The 25,123-nt window shown below is 31.8% G+C and carries 22 protein-coding genes; 5 read left to right on the forward strand and 17 right to left on the reverse strand.

Annotated features, from left to right (window positions below; all coding sequences use genetic code 11):
• Nucleotides 1-156 precede the first annotated feature (156 nt).
• Nucleotides 157-1,146, forward strand: coding sequence for a tryptophan--tRNA ligase (trpS, locus tag CD116_RS03320; protein WP_047531310.1), 990 nt, complete (start codon nucleotides 157-159; stop codon nucleotides 1,144-1,146).
• A gap of 117 nt (nucleotides 1,147-1,263) precedes the next feature.
• Here trpS and CD116_RS03325 read toward each other — a convergent pair whose 3' ends face one another.
• From CD116_RS03325 to opp3b (CD116_RS03370), 10 genes are all read right to left on the reverse strand, one after another.
• Nucleotides 1,264-2,886 (reverse strand): peptide ABC transporter substrate-binding protein, encoded by a 1,623-nt coding sequence (locus tag CD116_RS03325; RefSeq protein ID WP_047551217.1) that lies wholly within the window; start codon nucleotides 2,884-2,886, stop codon nucleotides 1,264-1,266.
• 28 nt (nucleotides 2,887-2,914) lie between these two features.
• Complete coding sequence (locus CD116_RS03330) at nucleotides 2,915-3,844, reverse strand: ABC transporter ATP-binding protein (RefSeq protein ID WP_269320008.1); 930 nt, start codon at nucleotides 3,842-3,844, stop codon at nucleotides 2,915-2,917.
• Complete coding sequence (locus CD116_RS03335; RefSeq protein ID WP_047551214.1) at nucleotides 3,831-4,913, reverse strand: ABC transporter ATP-binding protein; 1,083 nt, start codon at nucleotides 4,911-4,913, stop codon at nucleotides 3,831-3,833. The genes CD116_RS03330 and CD116_RS03335 overlap by 14 nt, the downstream gene beginning before the upstream one ends.
• Nucleotides 4,914-4,925: 12 nt before the next feature.
• The gene (gene opp3C, locus CD116_RS03340) at nucleotides 4,926-5,945 is read right to left on the reverse strand and encodes an oligopeptide ABC transporter permease (protein WP_051981584.1); all 1,020 of its coding nucleotides are present in this window, start codon (nucleotides 5,943-5,945) and stop codon (nucleotides 4,926-4,928) included.
• A complete protein-coding gene (gene opp3b, locus CD116_RS03345; protein ID WP_047551211.1) occupies nucleotides 5,935-6,870 on the reverse strand; it encodes an oligopeptide ABC transporter permease in 936 nt (311 codons plus the stop codon). Before opp3b (CD116_RS03345) ends, opp3C (CD116_RS03340) begins: the two co-directional genes overlap by 11 nt.
• A 180-nt stretch (nucleotides 6,871-7,050) precedes the next feature.
• A complete protein-coding gene (locus tag CD116_RS03350) occupies nucleotides 7,051-8,706 on the reverse strand; it encodes a peptide ABC transporter substrate-binding protein (RefSeq protein ID WP_047551208.1) in 1,656 nt (551 codons plus the stop codon).
• Between the two features lie 18 nt (nucleotides 8,707-8,724).
• Nucleotides 8,725-9,666 (reverse strand): ABC transporter ATP-binding protein, encoded by a 942-nt coding sequence (locus tag CD116_RS03355; protein ID WP_047424684.1) that lies wholly within the window; start codon nucleotides 9,664-9,666, stop codon nucleotides 8,725-8,727.
• Entirely contained in the window at nucleotides 9,656-10,738 is a 1,083-nt protein-coding gene (locus CD116_RS03360; RefSeq protein ID WP_047551205.1) for an ABC transporter ATP-binding protein, read from the reverse strand. The genes CD116_RS03355 and CD116_RS03360 overlap by 11 nt, the downstream gene beginning before the upstream one ends.
• A gap of 15 nt (nucleotides 10,739-10,753) precedes the next feature.
• Nucleotides 10,754-11,824: an oligopeptide ABC transporter permease gene (gene opp3C, locus CD116_RS03365; protein WP_047551202.1), complete on the reverse strand. Its 1,071-nt coding sequence runs from the start codon at nucleotides 11,822-11,824 to the stop codon at nucleotides 10,754-10,756.
• The gene (gene opp3b, locus CD116_RS03370) at nucleotides 11,824-12,750 is read right to left on the reverse strand and encodes an oligopeptide ABC transporter permease (RefSeq protein ID WP_000521533.1); all 927 of its coding nucleotides are present in this window, start codon (nucleotides 12,748-12,750) and stop codon (nucleotides 11,824-11,826) included. The genes opp3C (CD116_RS03365) and opp3b (CD116_RS03370) overlap by 1 nt, the downstream gene beginning before the upstream one ends.
• A gap of 244 nt (nucleotides 12,751-12,994) precedes the next feature.
• Here opp3b (CD116_RS03370) and CD116_RS03375 point away from each other — a divergent pair, with 244 nt between their 5' ends.
• Nucleotides 12,995-13,366 carry a DUF3899 domain-containing protein gene (locus CD116_RS03375; protein WP_047531292.1) on the forward strand — a complete coding sequence of 124 codons (372 nt, stop codon included), beginning with the start codon at nucleotides 12,995-12,997 and terminating at the stop codon, nucleotides 13,364-13,366.
• A 54-nt stretch (nucleotides 13,367-13,420) separates the two neighbouring features.
• On the opposite strand, the gene fabF is transcribed toward CD116_RS03375, so the two are convergent.
• Nucleotides 13,421-14,665 carry a beta-ketoacyl-ACP synthase II gene (gene fabF, locus CD116_RS03380; RefSeq protein ID WP_047424677.1) on the reverse strand — a complete coding sequence of 415 codons (1,245 nt, stop codon included), beginning with the start codon at nucleotides 14,663-14,665 and terminating at the stop codon, nucleotides 13,421-13,423.
• Nucleotides 14,666-14,676: 11 nt separating this feature from the next.
• Nucleotides 14,677-15,618, reverse strand: a complete 942-nt coding sequence (locus CD116_RS03385; RefSeq protein ID WP_047551199.1) for a beta-ketoacyl-ACP synthase III — start codon at nucleotides 15,616-15,618, stop codon at nucleotides 14,677-14,679.
• A gap of 293 nt (nucleotides 15,619-15,911) precedes the next feature.
• On the opposite strand from CD116_RS03385, the gene CD116_RS03390 reads away from it, so the two are divergent.
• Entirely contained in the window at nucleotides 15,912-16,097 is a 186-nt protein-coding gene (locus CD116_RS03390; RefSeq protein WP_047424673.1) for a YjzD family protein, read from the forward strand.
• 257 nt (nucleotides 16,098-16,354) lie between these two features.
• On the opposite strand, the gene CD116_RS03395 is transcribed toward CD116_RS03390, so the two are convergent.
• Nucleotides 16,355-16,789 (reverse strand): MAP domain-containing protein, encoded by a 435-nt coding sequence (locus tag CD116_RS03395; protein WP_047551196.1) that lies wholly within the window; start codon nucleotides 16,787-16,789, stop codon nucleotides 16,355-16,357.
• Between the two features lie 312 nt (nucleotides 16,790-17,101).
• Complete coding sequence (locus tag CD116_RS03400) at nucleotides 17,102-17,617, reverse strand: YbhB/YbcL family Raf kinase inhibitor-like protein (RefSeq protein WP_047531286.1); 516 nt, start codon at nucleotides 17,615-17,617, stop codon at nucleotides 17,102-17,104.
• 141 nt (nucleotides 17,618-17,758) lie between these two features.
• Here CD116_RS03400 and CD116_RS03405 point away from each other — a divergent pair, with 141 nt between their 5' ends.
• Nucleotides 17,759-18,628 carry a LysR family transcriptional regulator gene (locus tag CD116_RS03405; RefSeq protein WP_047551193.1) on the forward strand — a complete coding sequence of 290 codons (870 nt, stop codon included), beginning with the start codon at nucleotides 17,759-17,761 and terminating at the stop codon, nucleotides 18,626-18,628.
• A gap of 58 nt (nucleotides 18,629-18,686) precedes the next feature.
• Here CD116_RS03405 and clpB read toward each other — a convergent pair whose 3' ends face one another.
• From clpB to CD116_RS03425, 3 genes are all read right to left on the reverse strand, one after another.
• The gene (clpB, locus tag CD116_RS03410) at nucleotides 18,687-21,296 is read right to left on the reverse strand and encodes an ATP-dependent chaperone ClpB (RefSeq protein WP_047551190.1); all 2,610 of its coding nucleotides are present in this window, start codon (nucleotides 21,294-21,296) and stop codon (nucleotides 18,687-18,689) included.
• A 203-nt stretch (nucleotides 21,297-21,499) separates the two neighbouring features.
• Nucleotides 21,500-23,314 carry an acyltransferase family protein gene (locus tag CD116_RS03420; RefSeq protein WP_047551187.1) on the reverse strand — a complete coding sequence of 605 codons (1,815 nt, stop codon included), beginning with the start codon at nucleotides 23,312-23,314 and terminating at the stop codon, nucleotides 21,500-21,502.
• A gap of 546 nt (nucleotides 23,315-23,860) precedes the next feature.
• The gene (locus tag CD116_RS03425) at nucleotides 23,861-24,169 is read right to left on the reverse strand and encodes a metal-sulfur cluster assembly factor (protein ID WP_031787316.1); all 309 of its coding nucleotides are present in this window, start codon (nucleotides 24,167-24,169) and stop codon (nucleotides 23,861-23,863) included.
• Between the two features lie 112 nt (nucleotides 24,170-24,281).
• On the opposite strand from CD116_RS03425, the gene CD116_RS03430 reads away from it, so the two are divergent.
• On the forward strand, nucleotides 24,282-25,106 hold the full coding sequence (locus CD116_RS03430) for a Cof-type HAD-IIB family hydrolase (protein ID WP_047531277.1): 825 nt from the start codon (nucleotides 24,282-24,284) through the stop codon (nucleotides 25,104-25,106).
• Nucleotides 25,107-25,123 lie beyond the last annotated feature (17 nt).

Genomic DNA, 25,123 nt, shown 5'->3' on the forward strand with positions numbered 1-25,123 from the left:
AACCTAATTTTTCAGATAAGTTTCTACACTTAATAAAAAGTTAAGAATCCCTCTGTTAGTAGCAAGTTATACATATATTCTAACACATCTTACATTTTTAAGAAATACTGTTATAATGATAATTATTAAATTATTACTAAGAAAGTAGGCATTTAAATGGAGACATTATTTTCAGGCATTCAACCTAGTGGAATTCCTACTATTGGAAATTATATTGGTGCATTAAAACAATTTGTTGACGTACAAAATGACTATGATTGTTATTTCTGTATCGTAGATCAACATGCAATTACAATGCCACAAGATCGCTTAAAATTACGTAAACAAACTAGACAATTAGCAGCGATTTATTTAGCTTCTGGTATAGATCCAGACAAAGCAACATTGTTCATACAATCTGAAGTCCCTGCACACGTACAAGCAGGATGGATGTTAACTACGATTGCTTCTGTTGGCGAATTAGAACGTATGACTCAATACAAAGATAAAGCTCAGAAAACAGTTGAAGGTATACCAGCTGGTCTATTAACATATCCACCTTTAATGGCAGCTGATATTGTTTTATATAATACAAATATCGTTCCAGTTGGCGACGACCAAAAACAGCATATAGAATTAACTCGTAATCTTGTAGATAGATTTAATAGTCGCTATAATGATGTACTTATTAAACCTGAAATTCGTATGCCTAAAGTTGGCGGCCGTGTAATGAGTTTACAAGACCCAACAAGAAAAATGAGTAAAAGTGATGACAACACTAAAAACTTTATTTCATTACTAGACGAACCTAACGTTGCTGCTAAAAAAATTAAAAGTGCCGTAACTGATTCAGACGGAATTATCAAATTCGATCGCGAAAATAAACCAGGTATTACGAATTTAATTTCAATATATGCTGGATTAACCGATATGCCTATCAAAGATATTGAAGCAAAATACGAAGGTGAAGGTTATGGAAAATTCAAGGGTGATCTTGCTGAGATTGTAAAAGCATTTTTAGTAGAATTCCAAGAAAAATACGAAAGTTTCTATAACTCAGATACACTTGATGATATTTTAGATCAAGGTAGAGACAAAGCCCACAAAGCTTCATTTAAAACAGTTAAGAAAATGGAAAAAGCTATGGGCTTAGGACGTAAGAGATAAAAAACACATAAATACAGAATAAAGCAGCAGTAAGATAACTTCTAATTGAAATTATCTTACTGCTGTTTTTCAAAGTATATACATTTTTAAACACATTTTATTAGTCTTTTCAATTTATTATTTATCTATATACACGTATTTTAAAGTTGTATCTGGACCTACAACATGGTACTGAAGACCTTTTACTTTAGGATTAGTTAAATGTGCCTCACCCTTTTGATAAATTGGAGCTAGGGGTACATCCTTTAACAATAACTCTTCATCTTCTTTCATTCTATTATTTCTCTTACTAACGTTCGCTAATAATTTCCCGTTTATTTCTCCTAAATAATCGTCATATTTTTTATTGCTCCAGTCTGTATTATTTTGGGGATTATCTTTTGTCATTGTCGACAAATAAGTTGTTGGATCAGGATAATCTGCTGCCCATCCGGTTAATGAAGCTTCATATGTCATTTTAAATTCTTCACTCAATCTCTGTTTGAACGGTAGTTGTCTAATTTTCATTTTTACACCAGGTAAATTTTTTTCTATTTGCGCCTTTATATATTCTGCTGATATTTTTGAATCTGGTGTGTCTTCAGTATTCATTGAAAATGTGAAGTTTTTTATATTTAGCTCTTTCTTTGCTTTTTCCCAATATTTCAGTGCTTCCTTCTTATTATACTTTAATGGTGAATTTATACTTGACACATAATCATCACCATTACCTAGTTTTGCGACACCTTTGGCTGTGAATGTATCACTGTATATAGAACCGTCATTTTTAACTGCTTCAACATATCCCTTTTTATCTATTGCTAATGCTATTGCCATACGTAGATCTCTATTTTTAAATTCTTTGACCTTTTTTTGGTTAAATTTTATGAAAAAATTACCTGAAGTTATACGCTTCTGTAAAGCCCTAGAACTCTCATATTTTTTGACTTGATCGGCTAAAATTAATGTATCATCAACAGATCCTGTTTCAAATAATGATGCACCCGCTTGTTTATCTTTCAATATTTTATAATTAACTTTATCTAATTTTACGTTCTTTTTATCCCAATAGAAATTATTCTTAGACAAAAGTATCTTATCTTCCGCTCTCCAAGTATCAACTTTAAACGGCCCATTATAAACTGTATTTTGTGGTTTCAAGCCGTACTTTTCTCCGAACTTTTTAGCAACTTTTTCATTTTGTGGATAAAAATTACTTAAAGCTAACAATTCATTTATGTATGGTATAGGTCTTTTCAACTTTATTTCAAGTTCATATTTACTTAATGCTTTAACGCCTAGCTTTTCAACTGGTAACTTTCCAGCGCTTATACTATCCGCATTTTCAATATCAGACATTATAAATGCATATTCAGAACCTGTTTTTGGATTAACTAATTTTCTCCAAGCATATACAAAATCAGCTGCTGTTACTGGATCTCCATTAGACCATTTAGCGTCATTTCTTAATTTAAAAGTTAAAGTTTTGCCACCATTACTTTTTTTAGGCAGTTCTTTTGCTAAAGCTAATTTCGCTTTATCATTTTTATCAAGTGTAAAAAGCCCCTCGAATACTTGGTTCGATATATCAGCTGAAACTGCATCTGTTATTAAAGTTGTATCTAAGGTACTCATATCTTGTGGTATTACTTTCCTAAAAACTTGTCCTGTATCTGAATATATACCTTCTTTACTACAACCAGAGAGTATCAATACAAAAATAAAAAATAAGAATAAATACTTTAATTTCGAGATCTTCATGATTTAGTTTTCCTCCTTTCTAAAAGCATTAAAGTTGTCGTTGTCTCAAAAGTTCTGCCTGATTTATACTTGTGAATACATAATGGTCTTTTTCTATTTTCCTTAGTTTGCAATCAGAAGTATTATCAAATGAATCCTCGTAAATTTCTCTAACTCTTTCTCTTTCAAACATTGGATCTGGTTGAGGTATTGCAGAAATTAGTGATTTTGTATAATTATGTAATGGATTTTGATATAGTATTTCAGAGCTAGCAATCTCGACTATTTTTCCTTTGTGCATGACTGCAATTCTATCTGAAACATATTTAACCATTGATAAATCATGTGCAATAAATAAAAGTGTGGTCTTTCTTTCTTTTTGTAATTTTTTAATGATATTTATTATTTGGGCTTGTATCGATACGTCCAGAGCTGATATAGGTTCATCTGCAATAATCAAATCTGGTTCCACAGATAGTGCTCTTGCAATTCCAATTCTTTGTCTTTGCCCACCTGAAAATTCATGTGGATAGCGATTTGCATGTTCTTTATTTAGACCCACTAATTCTAATAATTTATAAATTTTTTCATTTCTTTCCGCCTTATTTTCCGCTAATTTATGTATATCTATACCTTCACCTACAATATCCATAACTTTAAGTCTAGGATTTAATGAAGCATAAGGATCTTGAAAAATCATTTGAATCCGTTTGTTTAAGTCGAGGCTATCTCTTCTAGATGTAATTGTGTTAATATCCTTTCCATCAAAGAATATAGTTTCTTCTGGTACATCTAATAATCTAATAATGGACTTTCCAAATGTAGATTTACCACATCCAGATTCTCCTACTATCCCAAGCGCCTCACCTTTATTAATATTAATGCTTACGTCGTCAATTGCTTTTACTTCATTACTTTTATTTTTGTTAAAAATTTTGGTTAAATTTTTAACTTCAACTAGTACATTATTTTTCATCAAATGATACTCCTTCTACTTTTAGCGGTCTCTCAAAGTTATTAGGAAGCTCTTTAAATTTATCTTTAATTATTTTAGGTGGGACAACATTTGGGGCCCTACTATCTAGTAACCACGATTTGACAAAATGTGTTGGTGATATTTGAAACCATGGCGCTTCATATTTAAAATCAACGTATAGAGCATATGTACTCCTTCTAGCAAAAGCGTCACCAATAGGTGGCTTCAACAAATTAGGAGGTGCTCCTGGAATAGCAATCAGTTTTGACTTTGAATTAGACTTTAATGTTGGCATAGATGCAAGTAGTCCCCATGTATACGGATGTTTTGGATAATAAAACAATTCTTCTACTTTTCCTGTCTCTATAATTTCACCACAATACATAACCGATACTTTGTCAGCTATATTTGCAACTACTCCTAAATCATGAGTAATAAAAATAATTGCAGTATTCGTTTTCTTTTGTAGTTTTTTCATTAAATCTATAATTTGCGATTGCATAGTTACATCTAATGCAGTGGTTGGCTCATCTGCAATTAATAATTTTGGCTCGCAGGCTAATGCCATACCAATTATAATCCTTTGACGTTGTCCTCCAGAAAATTGATGTGGGTAATCTTTAAATCTTAATTCAGCATTTTTTATACCTACTAATTCTAAAATTTCTATAGCTTTTACTTTGGCATCCATTCTTTTCATATTTTTATGTATCATTAATGGTTCCATAATCTGTTTACCTACTTGCATAGTAGGATTTAATGATGTCATTGGGTCTTGAAAAATCATGGATATATCTTTCCCTCTAATCTTAGACAACTCTTTTTCATTCTTTTTTACTAAGTCTTCGCCATAAAACAACACTTTTCCGTTTGTGATTTTTCCATTTTCTCCTTGGAAAAGTTTAGTAATTGCTTTAGTTGCAACTGATTTACCTGAACCTGATTCTCCTACAATAGCCAATACTTCACCCTCGTAAATACAATAGTCGATTCCTCTTACTGCATTAACTATGCCATCTTCAACTTCAAATGAAACTTCTAACTTTTTAACTTCTAATACTTTTTTTACCATTGAATCACACCCTTATTTACGCATTTTAGGATCAAACGCATCACGCAAACCATCGCTAAATAAATAGAAGAATAAAATCAACAGGCTTAAAATTGTTGCAGGTATAAATAGTTCATGAGGATAAATCAACAGCATTGACTTACCATCATTAACTAATGATCCAAGTGATGTTTGTGGTGCAGGAACACCAATACCGATAAAACTTAAAAATGCTTCAAAGAATATTGCACTTGGAACTGTGAACATTGAAGTAACAATTATTGCACCTATTGTATTAGGTAATATGTGTTTGAAAATCAACCTTTTATTAGAAGCACCTAATGTTTTAGATGCTTGCACAAATTCTAAATTTTTAAATTTCAAAAATTCTCCTCTTACTACTCTACTCATTGAAATCCACCCAGTTATAGACATAGCTAATATAATCGTCCATATTGATGGTTCAAAAATTAATACGAATAAAATTACTATAATTAAATTAGGAATCGAAGCTATAATTTCAATGAGTCTTTGCATTACAGTATCTACCTTTCCTCCATAAAACCCTGAAATAGCACCAAATAAAACTCCTATAAAAACATCTAAAACCGCAGCAACCACACCAATAAACAAAGATATCCGTGCACCTTCCCAAGTCCTTGTCCATAAATCTCTCCCTAATTGATCTGTACCAAATAAGTAATATTCCTTTGAACCACTCTCTTTATAGGCATCTTTTCCATTAACATCATTACCATTAAAAGGCAGAAATTGAACTTTTTCTAATAAAGGTATTTTAGAAGGTAAATTTCTATCAGTAACATGTTGCTCAGTGCTATTATGTTGAGAAATTATAGGCCCAAATAAAGAAAATAAAATTATGATGATTAATCCAATCATACCTATGACAGCTAATCTATTTCTTCTTAATTGTGTCCAAGCATCTTGCCAAAAACTTTTCCTTTTAATGTTTACAAAATCTTGGTTCAGATTATCTTTTTTGAACTCAAAATCCAATGAAGTCAATTGTTTATTATTTTCATTAATCGGCATAATTATTTCCTCCTTGAATGCGTATTCTTGGATCAATGATTATGTATAATATATCGACTAAAAATATCGACACTATAAAAAAAGTACTGAATAATATAGTTGTAGCCATTATCACTGGAAAATCATTTGTGGCAATAGAACGTACAAATTGATCTCCTAACCCTGGAACTCCAAAAATATTTTCAATAGTTAAAGTACCAGTCAATATACTTGCCATCATTGGTACTATTACTGTTACTAGTGGAATAAGAGCGTTTCTTAAAGCATGTATAAATAACATCCTATTATTAGAGACACCTTTAGCCCTAGCTAATAATATATAATCACTTTTTAATACCTCTAAAAGTTCGGAACGAATATATCTAGTGACCGTTGCAATAACAATTGCAGATAACGAAACGGAAGGTAGAATAATAGTAGAAACCCCTTCCCAACCGGCTACAGGAAACCATCTTAATTTAACTGCAAAAACAAATTGTAATAAAACGGCAAGTACGAAAGAAGGAACAGACACTGCAAATACAGATATAATTGTAGCCAAATAATCTACCCAAGTATTCTGCTTCGCCGCTGAAGCAACTCCTAGAATTAAACCAATTGCTAGCCCTATTATCATTGCTGTAATGCCCATTTCCATAGAAGGGATTAACCTTGGCTTTATAATGTCCCATACTGGTTGATTATGATATTGAAATGAATAACCAAAATCACCTGTAAAAACATTTTTCATATAATTTAAATATTGTATTGGTATAGGAGCATTCAATCCATATTTCTCATTTAAAATAAATTTTTGATTCGGACTTAGTTTGGCATCATTAAAAGGTGAACCTGGCATTAATTTCATTAGAAAAAACGTTATTGTTGCAATAATAAATAATGAAATAATCATATAAAAAATTCTCTTTAAAATGTATTTAATCATCGTAATCTATCCACTCCACTCGACTAAATTTTCAGAATATTAACACTATTATATATCTTTTTTATTTAATATCAATATTTTTTTATTGCTATCCATTAAATACTCAACCATTAATTTCCAAAGTTTTTCTGCAACACAAAAAGACTGGAGATATGTCTCCAGCCTAATTTGTAAATCATATTATTTTTTCTTCTTACCTGTTTCTTTATCTATCGATTTATCTATATACACATTTTTAAGTGAGCTATTCGGTCCAAATTTATGATAAATTAGTCCTTTAACTTGAGGGTTGGTTAAATGTGCGGTACCTTTTTGATAAATCGGTGCAACTGGTGCATCATTTAGGAATATCTCCTCTGCTTTTTTTAAGCTTTCATATCGTTCTGTCGGTTGAAGCGCCAATTCGTTTCTTGCATCTTTTAGTAGTTGATCATACTCTTTACTACTCCAGTCCGTTTTATTTTGTGCATTGCCTGTAGTCATTGTTTCTAAATAAGCCATAGGATCTGGATAATCTGCTGACCATCCACTTAGTGATGCTTGATAATTACCACTTAACTCTAATGAAACTCTTTGCTTAAATGGCAATTGCTTAATTTTTAAAGTAACACCTGGTAAATTTTTCTCAACTTGCGATTTGATATATTCTGCAGATATTTTTGCATCTGGCGTATCTTCTGTGTTCATAGAAAATGTCACTTCATTTTTACCTAATTCTTTTTTAGCTTTTTCCCAATGTGCTCTTGCTTCTTTAGGGTTGTATTTTAACGGTGAATTCATGGTACTCGCATAATCTTTACCATTCGGTGCTTTCGCAATGCCTTTGGCTGTTAGTGTATCGGAAGGAATTGATCCATTGTTTTTAACTGAATCAACATAACCTTTTTTATCTATTGCTTGTGCAATTGCAAGTCTTAACTCTTTATTTTTAAAATCAGGATATTCTTTCTCATTCATTTTCACAAAAAATGTCCCAGAAGTTAACACAAAGTTTAATCCTTTGTTGTCTTTATACTTATTCACTTGATCGGCAGTAATGAGCGCATCATCTACTGATTCAGTATCATACAATGAAGCACCTGCCTGTAAGTCTTTGATAACCTTATAATTCACTTTATCTAACTTTACATTCTTTTTATCCCAATAATACTGATTTTTAGATAATAATATTTTATCTTCTTGTTTCCAATCGTCAACTTTAAACGGACCATTGTATACCGCTCTATCTGCTGCCGTACCATAATTTTCACCATATTTATTGGCAACTTTTTCATTTTGAGGTGCAAATGTATTGAGTGCTAATAATTGATTAATATACGGAACCGGCTTTTCTAATTCAATTTGTAATGTTTCATCATCTAATGCTTTGATACCTAATTGTTCAACAGGTTTCTTACCAGCATTTATATCACTCGCATTTTTAATGTCACCCATAATGTATGCAAATTCAGAACCTGTTTTAGGGTTAACTGTTTTTCTCCAAGCATAAACAAAGTCTTGCGCAGTAACTTTGTCACCATTACTCCATTTAGCATCGCCTCTTAATTTAACTTTTAACGTTTTACCGTCTTTACTTTTTTTCGGAAAAGCTTTCGCTACACCTAACACAGGTTTGTCATCTTTACCTAACGTGTATAATCCCTCAAAAGTTTGTGCTGTCACTTCAAAAGACATTTCTTCCGTTATTAACGATGTATCAAGGGATGTTAAATCTTGTGGTAAAATTTTTCTGAATACTTGACCTTTATCTGAATAAATTCCACCTTCATTAGCACAACCACTTAATGCAATTGTGGCAACCAATATTAAAATCAGCGCTTTCAACTTTCTTGTCATTTCATTTCCCCCTTCCCCTTAATCTTGTGTCACCAGCATATTTTTTCGGAGTCGTGCCGCTTCTTCTTCAGTACTAAAGACAAAATGCTGTGACCTTATTTCATGTAATTGTCTTAAATGATTATTTGCTTCATCATCAATATAACTAAATCGTTTGCGACTACGTTCCGATTCAGGATCTGGTTGAGGAATTGCCGACAATAAAGACTTAGTATAATCATGTAATGGACATTGATAAATATCGTCTGCTGGTCCGATTTCTACAATTTTCCCAAAATGCATGACTGCAATACGATCTGAAATATACTTCACCATTGATAAATCATGCGCTATAAATAAGAACGTAATACCTCTTTCACGCTGTAATTTTAATAACAAATTGACTACTTGAGCTTGAATTGAAACATCCAATGCTGAAATAGGTTCATCTGCTATAATAAATTCTGGTTCAACGGCTAATGCACGGGCAATTCCAATACGTTGGCGTTGTCCGCCTGAGAATTCATGCGGATAACGATTGGCATGTTCTTTACTTAATCCAACAGTTTCAAGTAAATCATAGACACGTTTTTTACGGTCACGCTTATCACTTGCTAAATGATGGATATCTATACCTTCAGCTACTATATCCATTACTTTTAACCTAGGATTTAAAGACGCATATGGGTCTTGAAAAATCATCTGTATCTTTTTATTAAATTTAAGCAAATCTTTACGTTTACGAATCTTTTGTATATCAATACCCTCATACAAAATTTCTCCACTTGTAATATCATTAAGTTTGATAATTGATTTACCAGTTGTAGATTTACCACACCCCGATTCTCCTACTAAACCTAATGTTTCCCCTTTGTATATATCAAACGAAATGTTTTCAATCGCTCTCACTTCGTTTTTCTTTCCTGCGTTAAAATATTGCTTTAAATTTTTAATAGATAATAGCACTTCATCATTTTTCATTGAACGACACCCTTTCTACCTTGAGTGGTTTTTCATAATTATTAGGCATCGGTTTCATACGTTGTTTTACCAGCTCGGGTAGTTCAACTTTAGGTGCACGTGCGTCTAATAACCAAGATTTCACAAAATGTGTCGGTGAAACCTTAAACCACGGTGGTTCTACTTTAAAATCAATATCTAATGCATATTGACTACGTCTTGCAAATGCATCACCTTTAGGTGGGTGTAATAAATCAGGTGGCGCTCCAGGAATCGCTAGTAATGGTGTGTCATTAGTCGTTGATAAATCAGGCATTGATGATAATAGTCCCCATGTGTATGGATGTTTAGGGTCATAAAATATCTCATTAACGTCCCCTGTTTCAACCATTTGACCGCCATACATAACTGCGACTCTATCAGCGATATTAGCAACAACCCCTAAATCATGCGTAATAAAAATAATCGCTGTATCAATTTTTTGTTGTAGTTCTTTCATTAAATCTAAAATTTGCGCCTGCATCGTTACGTCTAATGCAGTCGTTGGTTCATCAGCAATGAGCACTTTAGGTTCACAAGCTAATGCGGTTGCAATAACAATTCTTTGCCTTTGTCCACCAGAAAACTGATGAGGATATGCTTTAAATCGTTTTTCTGCATTTGGTAAACCTACAAGATTTAGTATTTCCAATGCACGCTTTTTTGCTTCTGCTTTACTATAATTTTTATGTTTTATGAGTGGTTCCATTACTTGCTTGCCAATTTGCATTGTTGGATTTAGCGATGTCATTGGATCTTGGAAAATCATAGAAATATCTCTACCACGTAATTTAATTAAGTCATTTTCAGGTTTTTTTGCTAAATCCTCCCCTAAAAATAAAATTTCTCCCTTTTTAATTCTTCCTGTGTCCCCTTGGAATAATTTTGTAATTGCTTTTGTTGTTACAGATTTACCTGAACCTGATTCACCAACAATTGCCAATGTTTCCCCTTTGTTTAAATAAAAATCTACACCTCTCACTGCCTGCACTTCCCCTGCTGTAATATCAAAGGAAACATGCAAATCATTTACTTCTAATATTCTTTCAGTCATATGCTATGCCCCCTTTTATTTACGCATTTTCGGATCAAATGCATCACGTAATCCATCACTAAATAAGTAAAAGAATAGAATTAATAAACTTAAAATCATTGCTGGTATAAATAATTCATGTGGATAAATTAATAACATTGCGCGCCCATCGTTTACTAATGACCCTAACGATGTTTGAGGTGCGGGTACACCTATACCAATGAAACTTAAAAATGCTTCGAAGAAAATAGCACTAGGTACTGTAAACATTGATGTAACCACGATAGCACCTAACGTATTAGGTAAAATATGCTTAAATATCAATTTGAATTTTGAAGCCCCCAATGTTTTCGAAGCCATGACAAACTCTTGATTTTTCAATTTTAAAAATTCTCCACGAACAACTCTGCTCATGCCTAACCAGCCTGTGATAGACATAGCCAATATAATTGTCCAAATGGATGGTTCAAAAATTAATACAAATAAAATTACGACAATTAAATTCGGAATAGATGCTATGACTTCAAGTATCCGTTGCATAATCGTATCGACACGTCCACCGAAGAAACCTGAAATCGCACCATATACAACGCCAATAAAAATATCTAACATCGCTGCAACAACACCGATAAACAATGAAATTTGAGCACCTTTCCATGTTCTTGTCCATAAATCTCGACCCAACTGATCAGTACCAAACCAATAATTTTCTTTAGCATTTGCTGCTTTATAAGCATCCTTGCCATCTGCATCTTTACCATCAAAAGGTAAAAATGGAACTTTGTCTAATACAGGTATTTTTGCCGGAAGATTTCTATGTTGTACATTTTGTTCAGCATAATCATGTTTATTTATAACTGGACCGATAAAAGCAAATATTACAATGATAATTAAACCTATCATACCGACAACAGCTAACTTATTTCGTTTTAACTGAGCCCAAGCATCTTGCCAAAAGTTTTTGCTTTCTCGTTGCATTTCAGGTTCCTGATTCAAATCTAATTCTCTAATAATAAAATCAGATGATGCGATAGCGTCAGAGGTATGCGTCATAACTGCATTAGAATGATCGTCATTAATCGACAAATTATTTTTATTTTCAGCCATTATTTTTTACCTCCTTGAACACGAATTCGTGGATCTATCACACCGTACAAAATATCTACAATAAAAATAGAAACGATAAACAGTGTGCTAAATAATAGTGTGATTGCCATGATTACTGAGAAATCATTTGTTGTAATTGAACGTACGAATTGATCCCCTAATCCAGGAACTCCAAAAATATTTTCAATTGTTAAAGTGCCTGTTAAAATACTTGCTAACATAGGAACGATAATTGTAATAATTGGAATTAAAGCATTTCTAAGTGCATGTCCAAAAAGTACACGCATTGTCGAATTACCTTTAGCTCTCGCTAATAAAATGTAGTCTGAACTTAATACCTCTATCATCTCTGCTCTTATGTATCTGGCGACAGTTGCTAAAACAGCTGCAGATAATGCAAGTGATGGTAATACCGCGGTCGAAAAACCTTCCCATCCAGCTACTGGGAACCATCTTAATTTAACTGCAAATACATATTGTAAAAGTACAGCAAGTACAAAAGATGGTACAGATACTGCAATAACTGAAATAACTGTAGTTGTATAGTCAACCCAAGAATTTTGTTTAGTAGCTGCTGCAACTCCTAAAATAAGTCCCAGTATTACACCGATGAACATTGCTGTAAGTCCCATTTCAAAAGAAGGTAGTAGTCTCGGTTTAATCAAATCCCACACAGGTTGATTATGATACTGGAATGAATTACCAAAATCGCCTGTAACCACATTTTTTAAATAATGTAAATACTGTGTAGCTACAGGATCATTTAATCCATATTTTTCATTTAAAATTTCTTTTTGTTCAGCATTTAATTTTGCATCATTAAACGGAGAACCTGGCATTAATTTCATTAAGAAAAACGTAATTGTGATAATGATAAATAAAGAAATAAGCATATAAATAAATCGCTTAAAAATATATTTCCCCATCTATTCCCCTCCTCTAACAAATTTTCCGATTTCTAAATTTCCATTCCCTTCAAAATTTTCTGAAATCTTAATTAATATTATATATACAATATTTACTATATATCAATGTTTTTTCGCTTTAAACTAATGAAGAATGATTGATTTTAGAATTTCAATAAAGTTGAAGAAATTAAAAAATCATTCCTCAATGTCTCATTTTAATGTAAACTATGCGTAAGAGTGTTCTATAAGTGGGAGTGATCAAATGTTGAAAAAATGGCTTGGAATGGGGCTAATAACCCCAATGTTAACGTTTATTATATGGGTTTTTAATAGCCATACTATCATTACATATTTAAATATATTGTTTTATGTTTCATTAATTATTTTTATTAGCATATTTTTGATTTTACTTGTACAAGAAGGCATTTTTGATGCGACAAGTTATGGTTTTAGAAGATTAAAGTATCAAATGTCATCTTCGAAAAAGAAGAAGTCTATCTCTGATGATCCATTTTTCAACCCACAAGAGGTAAAAAAAGAACATTATTTTGTTTCTACATGGATAATACCTTTATTAGTTATAAATATTTTATATTTTACTATAACGATTGTGCTGTCGCTCATTTTAATATAAAGAAACAGAAAAAATCTTCAGTAACTAAAACAACGTTACTGAAGATTTTTATAATTATGCTTCAAATTTTTTGAATACTAATACTGCGTTATGTCCACCGAATCCTAAGCTATTACTCATTGCATAAGTAATATCAAGGTCTTGCGCTTCGTTTGGAACAATATCCAAATCACATTCTGGGTCTGGTGTTACCGCATGAATTGTCGGTGCGACTTTAGAGTCTTTAATTGAAAGTGCTGAGAAGATAGCTTCAATTCCACCTGTTGCCCCAAGTAAGTGACCAGTCATTGATTTTGTTGAGCTAACTTTTAAATGCTTAGCTGCTTCACCAAATGTATTTTTAATGGCTTTAACTTCATTTAAGTCACCGACTGGTGTACTTGTACCATGTGCATTTAAGTATTGTACATCTTTAGGTTCAATACCAGCATCATCCATAGCTGCTTGCATTGCTCTAGAACCACCTTCACCTTCTGGAGCTGGCGCTGTAATATGATAAGCATCACCTGTAGTACCATAGCCAACTATCTCAGCATAAATATTGGCACCTCTAGCTTGTGCTGAATCTAAAGATTCGATTACTAAAATACCAGCACCTTCACCCATAACAAAACCGTCTCTACCTTCTTGGAATGGACGACATGCAGTTTCAATGTCATCATTTGTAGAAAGCGCTCGACTTGCGCTGAAGCCTGCAATTGCCATATGAGTAATTGGTGCTTCTGTACCACCAGTAATCATTGCATCTGCATCACCGCGTTGCACAATTTTAAATGCTTCTCCGATAGAGTTTGTACCTGTTGCACATGCTGTAACTGTTGCACCATTTGGTCCTTTTGCACCTAAGTCAATTGATACTTGTCCAGTTGCCATATCAGGAATTAACATTGGTACGAAAAATGGACTCACACGTCTTGGACCTTTTTCCATTAATTGTTTATGTGCAATTTCAAACGTTTCCATACCACCGATACCTGAACCAATCCATACACCGATTCGATCTGCAGTATTTTCATTGATATCTAATTGTGCATCTTTCACAGCTTCTCTTGCTGCTACAATTGCGTATTGAGTAAATCTATCCATACGACGTGCTTCTTTTTTGTCGATATGATCTTCAATATTAAAGTTTTTAAGTTCTCCTGCTAAGTGCACGCTATATGGTTCTGTATCGATTCGTGTTATTTTATCAATACCATTAACACCTTTCAATGCATTCTCCCATGTTGTTTTAACATCATTACCTATTGGAGAGAGGGCTCCCATACCAGTAATAACTACTCTTTTATTTTCACTCATTCGTTATCCTCCTATTTTCCCCATTTTATTGTCATTGCGCCCCAAGTTAGGCCACCACCGAATCCAACAAGGACGATTGTATCATCATCTTTAAGTTTACCATTTTTCAATTCTTGATCGATACTTAAAGGTATTGATGCTGCTGACGTATTTCCATATTTATCCACTGAAACACTCATTTTATCTTTAGAAATACCAAGTCGTTCTCTAGCTGATTCCATAATTCTTATATTTGCTTGATGAGGAATAAATAAATCTATATCGTCTGAAGTTAAGTTCGCTTTTTCAACTACACGTGTTGATGCATCACCCATAATTCTGACTGCAAATTTAAATACTTCACGACCATTCATTTTTAATTTTCCAGTTTCTTTATCTAAGTATAAATGTTTACCACCAGTGCCATCAGAGCCCATCTCATAGCTTATGATACCTCTGCCTTCTGAAACTTCACCAATGATAACCGCGCCTGCACCATCTCCAAATAGAACTGCAGTAGAACGGTCAGTTAAATCTGTTATTTTAGATAATTTATCTGCACCGACAACTAATATATTACGATAATCTCCAGATTGAACATATTGTTTAGCTGTAATCATTGAATACATAAACCCAGAACATGCCGCAAGTTGATCCATAGAAGCAACTTTACCTGTTCCTAAACGTTCTTGTAACATATTTGCGACAGTTGGAAATGGCATATCTCCAGTTGCTGTTGCAACAATAATCATATCTATATCTTCGGGCTGAATACCAGCATCTGCGATTGCTTTTACACTTGCTTCATATGCTAAATCTGAAGTATCTTGATCGTCATCTGCCCAATGTCTTTCTTTAATTCCAGTCATCTTAGAAATCCATTCATCAGATGTATCTAAAAATTGCTCAAAATAGGCATTGTCAATTATCTTTTCTGGTGCATATGCACCAAAACCTTTAATACCCACGTTCATAGTTGAACACCTTCTTAATAAAATTTTTAATACCAGGTATTAATTTAACATAGATTAGTTTTTAAACTCAAGTCAGAGGTAGGAATAATGACTAATTAATAAAATTTTAATGCTTTATTATCGTCAATTTTTTGTATGAAATTAGTTTTATTGTACTTAATTTAGAATAGCCATTCAGATAAAGTCTTTTATTAAACTGTATAATGTGGCTAAAATATATGAGATGTTACTATACAAATTTCTAACTTTCACTTAAAATAAAATATATATAATTAAAGTGGAGGTAGAATGACATGAAACACCTCGTAACATTCTTTTGGGCATTATTATTAATGCAAATGGTTAACTTTGTACTTAATAGCCTAGTAGGTGGAAACAGCTTAAATGTAGTGAATCCAATTATCATGGCAGTATTGTTCACGATTTTCACAGCAATTTTTGCTGCAGTAATTAAACCGCCGAAAGATTCATCACAATAACTATTTAGTATAAAATGAAATATGTCTTACTTATTATTAAAGCTGCCTAAATAGAGGTGGCTTTTATTTTTGGTCACTCATGTTTTGTCTTTAGTATATTATAAAGTTTAATAACCCCTAATCCATCATTTTTAAATTTAGAAAAAGCCTTAATACAAAGATATCTTTTCCGAGTAATCTTTGTATTAAGGCAATTGTATTATAATTATTCATTGTTAAATTAAATTGTACATGTTGAATGTGACAATTTTAAGTGATTATTTAGTTTTTACATTAATGTCAATTTGTTTAATTGAATTTGAATCAAACAAGTTTGCAGTGTAACTATCTTTCTTTAAATCCACTTCTTTTTTACTGCCATCTTTCCAAGTAATCGTGTAAATGGCAGATTTTGCATTTTGAATCTTCTCAGGTGTTACCCCACGTTCATCATATAATAATGCTTTAACTTTATTTCCTAAATCTAAATAAGATAATTGGCTATCTTTTGGTAATTTTAAGTATGATTGATTGAAAGCCATGATACCATCTACTGCAATAGTATATGGAATATTTTGCATTTCCTGAGCTTTTTGATTTGCCGGTAGTTTGTCCTTTTCTGCTGCAGATACCTCATTACTTGCCACAGTAGCGCCAGTCGTCGCAATCATCCCCAGTGCCAAAGTTACAGTTATAAATGATTTTAATTTCATATATATTCTCTCTCCTTTGTGAGTAAAAGTATCTTACAAAATCAATATAACACAAATTTAAAAGTTTAAAAAATTATAAGTATTCAAATTGTTTACTTGTTTTTTAAAATAAATTTTAATTAATGTAAAAGCTGTAATTGTTAATACTTTCTATTTTTTCAAACAAATTCACATTACAATAACTAAGTTTACATTTCTTAAATTTAATTATTTCATTACACTATAGCGAAAGTCGTACTTAAAATATAAATTAAAACCCTTGTTTCTTTGTACTTTTAATTGAACAATTTTATATTGATGAGATATTTAGTATTAAATTTTTCTTCCTATAAGGTTAATACTTGTTTGATCAATTTTATGTTGATTTACTTCTTTTAAAAATTCATTCAAGTAGAACCCGTTCTTCAAATTTAAAGAATGATCTAACGCATAAACTGTTAATTCATATTGATGATCTTTATCAGGTGGTGTTGGTCCTACATAGTGATTTTCTATTTCTGAAAAATCTTCAGCCAACAACCCACTAGTAAAGCTATTTTTACCTTGTACATAGTCACCTTTTGTTCTTGATAAATCTGCTTTTATAGAAATTGAATTGCCACTAACATTTACATTAGCTACACTCCAATGAATCCAAGCAAAGCCACACACAGGAATTGCATCATAGTCAATTAAAGACCAAGCAAGATATTTAGTCCCTTCCGGTAATTCAGTTACTTCAAATGGAAATGATTTAATTGGATTCCCGTTAATTGAATCACTCACATCTGCACCTGCTGCGTATTCATATGGTATATTATTCCCTTTAAATTCAGTTTTTATTTTCATGTTGCTCTCTCCTTGTAAAATAAAATATTATTAAACATTCACCCCTTCGATAACCTCTGATATAATATTAATATTATTTTTATTCAATAAAAATTAAATATTTTCTAATGGATCATTAACTTTTTTGAAAGAGGTAAGTTCATGAATTTGGATTGGTACTATACATTTGTCATTTTAGCGAAGACGTTAAACTATCGATTAGCTAGTGAAGAAATTAATCTCACTATACCTTCTATACATAAGCAAATTAAAAATTTAGAACAGCATCTCAATGTGAAACTATTTGAAACTTATAAAAATCAAATTATCTTGACTGAAGATGGACATACATTTCTTCCAATTGCGCAAAGTTTTATTGAACAATATGAAAGTGGCATCAAGCATATCCAACTTAAAAAGACGATGTTTCAATCGAAATTAAATGTTGTCGTATCTTCATATATCGCGACATTCATTATGCCCAAATTTTTAAAATCTTTCTTTAACGAGCATCCGTTTATCGATGTTTCTCTTCATGTCAAAAATGAAAATATTGAAAAAGATATTAATAATCATACGTATGACATCGGGATTAGCAGAAATCAACCTAAACTAAGAGAAGTTCATTCTGAAAAAGTATGCGAAGGTAAAATTGTATTGATTGCTCCCAATAAAGAGAATAATCATCTTCTAACTGAGGCATCTTTATTTGAAAAATACAAAATAATAAGTGATAACCATCCAGAATATTGGTCATCACTTAAAAATAACATTTTTAATATTTATGAAAAAGCACAATTTCTATCTATCAATGATGTGCATACTTCAATTAAATTAATCGAAATGAATCAAGGTATATCATTCCTGCCTATTTATATAACAACAAATAGTGATTACAATATTTCGGTTATTAACACGAAAATTTTACAAGCACCTATATCATTTACATATGTTTACAGCAAAAAAGAAAGTCCGGAAATATTGGCTTTTATTAAATCATTTAAAAAGTATATTGCCAATGAACAATTATAATAAGTTTCAAATCTAAAAAACCAAGAATGCGACTATTCATCACATTCTTGGTTCATTTTTATTCATGAATTTTTTCAACATTAAACGTTAAGTTATTGTCTGAATTTAAATTAATTTTAATAGTTGTACCTTCTGGGAATCCCTCTTTAATCATCATACGTGCTAATGGTGTTTCAATTTGGCGTTGTACAAAACGTTTCAATGGTCTTGCACCGTACTGAGGTTCATAAGCTTCTTGACCTAGCCAAGCTTTAGCATCGTCAGAAACTTCAATTGAGATTCGTTGTTCAAGTAATCTTATATTTAATTGCGTTAAAATTTTGTCTACAATCATACTCATGTCATCGATAGATAATGGTTTAAATAATACGATGTCATCCATACGATTCAAAATTTCTGGTTTGAAATATGCATTTAAACTTGTCATAACAGCTTTTTCTGTTGATTCTGTAATTTCGCCAGTCTCTTTTACGTTTTCTAATAAAACTTGAGATCCAATATTACTTGTCATAATAATAATAGTATTTTTAAAATCAACACTGCGTCCTTTAGAATCAGTTAAACGGCCTTCGTCTAAAATTTGCAATAATACATTAAAGACGTCAGTATGTGCTTTTTCAACCTCATCTAATAAAATAACTGAGTATGGATTACGACGAACCGCTTCAGTTAATTGACCACCTTCATCATGTCCAATATATCCTGGAGGCGCACCAATTAAACGTGATACTGCATGTTTTTCCATATATTCACTCATATCAATACGAATCATATGTTTTTCAGAATCAAATAATGATGCAGCTAATGATTTAGCTAATTCAGTTTTACCTACCCCAGTAGGACCTAGGAATAAGAAACTACCAATAGGTCTATTCGGATCTTTAATACCTGCTCTCGCTCTAACTACTGCATCTGAAACCAGGTCAACTGCTTTATCTTGGCCTACCACACGTTTATGCAAGATATCACTTAAGTGAAGTAATTTTTCGCGCTCTGTTTCAACTAATTTTGAAACTGGTATGCCTGTCCATTGGCTGACAATGTCACCAATTTCTTCGTCTGTCACAACTTCACGAATCATTCGATCTGTATCTTCACCTTGCTCATCTTGGAAGTTATCCTCTAATTCTCTAAGTTCTTTTTCTAATTGAGGAATTGTTCCATATTGTAGTTCCGCAGCTTTTTCTAAATTATTATTTGTTTGTGCATCTTCCAACGCTTGTCTACTTTCATCTAGTTGTGCACGTTTTTCTTGCAACTTAGCTATTTTTTCTTTTTCTGATTCTACACGTGATTGAAGTGCAGCTTGTTTTTCCTTTTCATTGGCAAGCTCTTCTTGTAGTTCTTGTAGTCTTTGTTTGCTTGCATTGTCAGATTCATTTTTAAGTGCGCTTTCTTCAATTTCTAATTGCATTACACGTCTATTAACTTGATCCAATTCAGTTGGGTTTGATCCCATTTCAGTACGAATTGTTGCACATGCTTGGTCAACTAAATCAATCGCTTTATCTGGTAAAAATCGATCAGTGATATAACGATCAGACAATTCAGCGGCAGCAACTAATGCTCTATCTTGAATTCGCACACCGTGATACACTTCATATCGTTCTTTTAAACCACGTAAAATTGAAATTGTATCTTCAACATCAGGCTCACTAACTGCTACTTTTTGGAAACGACGCTCTAATGCTGAATCTTTTTCAATATATTCTCGATATTCATTTAAAGTTGTTGCACCAATACAATGTAACTCTCCACGAGCTAACATTGGTTTTAGCATGTTACCAGCGTCCATGGCACCATCTGTTTTACCAGCACCTACAAGCATATGGATTTCATCAATAAATAATATAATTCTACCATCAGAATCTTTAACTTCTTTTAGGACGGCTTTTAATCTCTCTTCAAACTCACCACGATATTTAGCGCCCGCTACTAATGCGCTTAAATCTAACTCGAAAACAGTTTTATCTAATAAAGATTCTGGAACATCTTTCTTAACTATACGTTGCGCTAATCCTTCAACAATTGCTGTTTTACCAACACCTGGTTCACCAATGAGCACAGGGTTGTTTTTAGTTTTACGACTTAAAATACGAATCGTATTTCGAATTTCTTCATCTCTTCCTATAACAGGATCCATTTTACCTTGTCTAACTTCTTCTACTAAGTCGCGGCCATATTTAGCTAATGCTTCGTAATTAACTTCAGGATTTTGTGATGTCACGTGATTTCCCCCTCTTACTTTTATAATAATTTCTTTGATAACTTCTATTTTATTATTTATATAATGTTTTGTTGTTTGATCAATGTCCATTGCCGCACGTAAAATATGCTCCATTGAAATATATTCATCTTCATATTCTTTCATGTATAATTCAGCTTTAGTTATCAATTGGTTTGCTTGTTGGCTAATATATTGACCATATTGAATATTGTCACCTTCTACAGATGCATAGGTTTTTAGTTTGTCTTCATAAGCTTTGTTTAATTGATCTACCTCGATATTTGCTCGTTCTAATATACTTTTATACAAGCTTTCACTTTCATTTAAGGCAGCGCTTAAAATTGCCTCAATTTCTATATTTTGTAATTTATGTTGCTGACTCAGTTCAACAGCGTGTTGTAAGGTACTTTGTACCGCATAAGTCATTTTATTTATATCCATATTTTTCACCTCTAAATCGTAGAGTTGGTCAAAGTTTCTTTTTGACTTTGACTTTCTTTGACCTTAATTCTATTATAGTCCCTATTTCACAATTTATCAACATTTTCACTTTGCTTTTCTCAAATTTTCACAAATAATTTTTCACCAGTGAAAAAGCCTAGCTAATGTTCATTTATACATTAACTAGACTTACTAAACATATGTTATTTCTTTTTTAGAGCCTTTAAAATTTCATCTTTTAAAGCTAAAACACCTTTATATTCTAAATGTACGCCATCCGGTGCAAAATATTCGCTATGACCTTGAGATCGCTTATGCCAATCAATTAAAGTAACATTTTCTTTTCTTTTGGCGGCGTCAGCTAATAACCTATTTACATTCGCTTCGTATATTCGTGGCACACGCGTGTTAACTAGATAAATTTTTGCCTTACCAAAATGATTAAGTAAATCATCTAATTGCTTTACGGTAAAATCACCATTTGTTCCTAATTCTAAGACAACTTGATCTGATGACTTGTTATATTGCGTATAGTTAGCTTTAACTAATGGTAAGGTTTGATATAATTGACGCCCAACTTTGCCATCAATTCTAGATTTTGGTACAGAATCTTTAAATGATTCTCCAATATCGACCATAACTGAATCACCGATTAAAAGTGGTTTAATATTATGATAAACATCTGATGACGGTTTTTTCTTTTCATCAATTAAACCATCAATATGAATATTTTCTACAGGTGCTATTCTAGCTTGATAATTATCTTCTAAAGATGTATCAAAACTATTCGCTTTTTCACCAATGATATCTTTACCATAGTGATTAAAAGCACCAACTAATATGAGCATAAAAGGTATCAACAAAGTGATAATTAGTACTGTTCTAATAAACTGCGGTATAAAAGTTGGATGCCAATTCAACGAATGTAATCCTTCTTTTCTAAATGGTGTTTCAATATAACGATAAGAAAGTTCTGCTAAAATTATAGTTAATACTATATCTATAGCATACACATATTTTGGTATTTGACCATCAACGTAATAACTATGTATAAAACTAATTACGGGAAAATGCCATAAGTATAAACTATATGATCTTTTACCAATATATACTAAAACCGGATTTGAAAATGCCTTTGCCATCAACGTTGTTGGATGTACAACAGTAGCAATTATAAATAAAGTTACTGTTGAAATTAAATAGAAACCTCCATCGTAAATCCAATTACTCTCATCATTTACAATGATAGATAAACACATTAATGTTATAAATGCCAAAATACCAATAGCGTCTATTGTATATTTTACAGCTTTAGGAGGATCGTTTTTCAACTTAAATGGTGGCCATAGAAATGCTAATAAAACACCCAATAACAATGTTTGTAATCTTGTGTCTGTACCAAAATAAACTCGTGAATGATTAACATGAAAGCTTGAAAGATAAATCATTAATCCCAAAGATAACAAAGAAACTAACCAAAATATAAATCCTATTTTATAACGTTTTTTAATCAATAATAATAGTATAATTAATATTACAGGAAAAAATAAGTAAAACTGTTCTTCTATTGCAAGTGACCATAAATGCTTTAATGGCATAAATGAAAATTGTTCGAAATAATTGACATCTTTTGCAATATACCACCAATTTGATACATAAAAAATGGCAGCAATTATATCATGTTTGACTCTAACAATATTGTCTGGTTTTAATAGTAATGTAGCTGTTCCTACAACCATTAACAGTACAATAACTGCAGGTAATAATCGTTTTAAACGTCGAATCCAAAAGCTTTTCAGTTTTATAATTCCAGTATCTTCAAATTCTTTGAGTAACAAACTTGTTATTAAATAACCTGATATTACAAAAAATGTATCGACTCCTAAAAATCCACCCGTCAACCATTGTTTGTTTAAATGATAAATAATAATGCCTAAAACTGCGATAGCTCTTAAACCATCTAATCCAGGCATGTACCTTAGCTTTTTATGCTGTGTATAATCCTTTGTTTTATTCATTTTGCATTCTTCCCTTTTAAAACTGTTATTCTTGGATGCTTTATAAAAATGTTAAGTGTTGTTTAAAAGAATAGTGAAATGCATATTTAATTTATCGAATCACGTATAAAAAATTGATTAGTAGTAAATTGAGAAAACTTATAATGCTTAATCACTTACTTTACACATTTAATTTCGATTTAGTAATGCAACTCGTCACTTATAAACTATGAAGTATTATGTATTGTAATACAACTGTAATATAAATTCAATTTATTATCAGTTTTTTTTATTAAAAATTCGTTCTGCAAAAAAGTAGTTCGACATCTATTTTGTTATTAATTATTTATGTTCAACACTTCTCAAACATAAAATTTTAATTAAGTACATTTGAGTATAAGTGCATCGCTTTATCTTTTTTCAATAATGGTACGTTTAGGATTTTAAATTGAAATAATCTTTAAGTTCCATTAAAGGATATCTTCACTTTATTTGACTGGCTTAATATTAAAATAAAAAACAGTTAAATGTATTTTCAACATCTAACTGCTCTTATATATTTAAATATTAACTTACACCTAGTGCAATCTTTGCATAGCGAGACATCATATCTTTTGTCCAAGGTGGACTCCAGACGATGTTTACTTCTGTATCTTGAATTTCTGGAAGCTCTGCTAATACAGTTTTAACTTGGTCAATAATTTGAGGTCCCATTGGGCATCCCATCGAAGTTAACGTCATATCAACTGTACATACACCTTCATCATCAACATTTACTTTGTATACTAAACCTAAATTAACGATATCAATACCTAATTCCGGGTCTATTACCATTTCTAATGCACCTAAAATGCTATCTTTTAATGCCTCTTCCATCCTATCACCTCTTTATTGTCATATTATCCCTAATATATCAAATATCCGACAAAACGCCAATAAAATGCTATGATGTATCTATATGAACTAAGCAACTTATGAGGAGAGAGAAATGCAACCACATTTAATATGTCTAGATTTAGACGGAACATTATTAAACGATAACAAAGAAATTTCATCATATACTAAACAAGTATTAAATGAATTACAACAACGTGGACACCAAATTATGATTGCGACTGGCAGACCTTATCGTGCAAGTCAAATGTATTATCATGAATTAAATTTAACGACACCTATTGTTAACTTTAATGGTGCATACGTACATCATCCAAAAGACAAAAACTTTAAAACTGTCCATGAAATATTAGACTTAGGTGTAGCACAAAATATCATTCAAGGGTTACAGCAATATCAAGTGTCTAATATCATTGCAGAAGTAAAAGATTATGTTTTTATTAACAATCATGACCCAAGATTATTTGAAGGATTTTCAATGGGTAATCCTAAAATCCAAACAGGTAATCTTCTTGTCCATTTGAAAGAATCCCCTACCTCAATTTTAATTGAAGCTGAGGAATGTAAAATTCCTGAAATCAAAAATATGCTCACACATTTTTATGCAGACCATATTGAACATCGTCGTTGGGGTGCCCCATTCCCAGTCATTGAAATTGTTAAACTTGGTATTAATAAAGCCAGAGGCATTGAACAAGTCAGACAATTTTTAAATATAGATCGCAATAATATTATTGCGTTCGGTGATGAAGATAATGATATTGAAATGATTGAATATGCTCGCCATGGGGTTGCAATGGAAAATGGTTTACAAGAACTTAAAGATGTAGCAAACAATATTACGTTCAATAATAACGAAGATGGCATTGGTAGATATTTAAATGATTTCTTTAACTTAAACATTAGATATTACTGTTAATTTATGTCTATACATTT

The sequence above is a fragment of the Staphylococcus schweitzeri genome (assembly GCF_002902405.1).
GTDB lineage: Bacteria > Bacillota > Bacilli > Staphylococcales > Staphylococcaceae > Staphylococcus > Staphylococcus schweitzeri.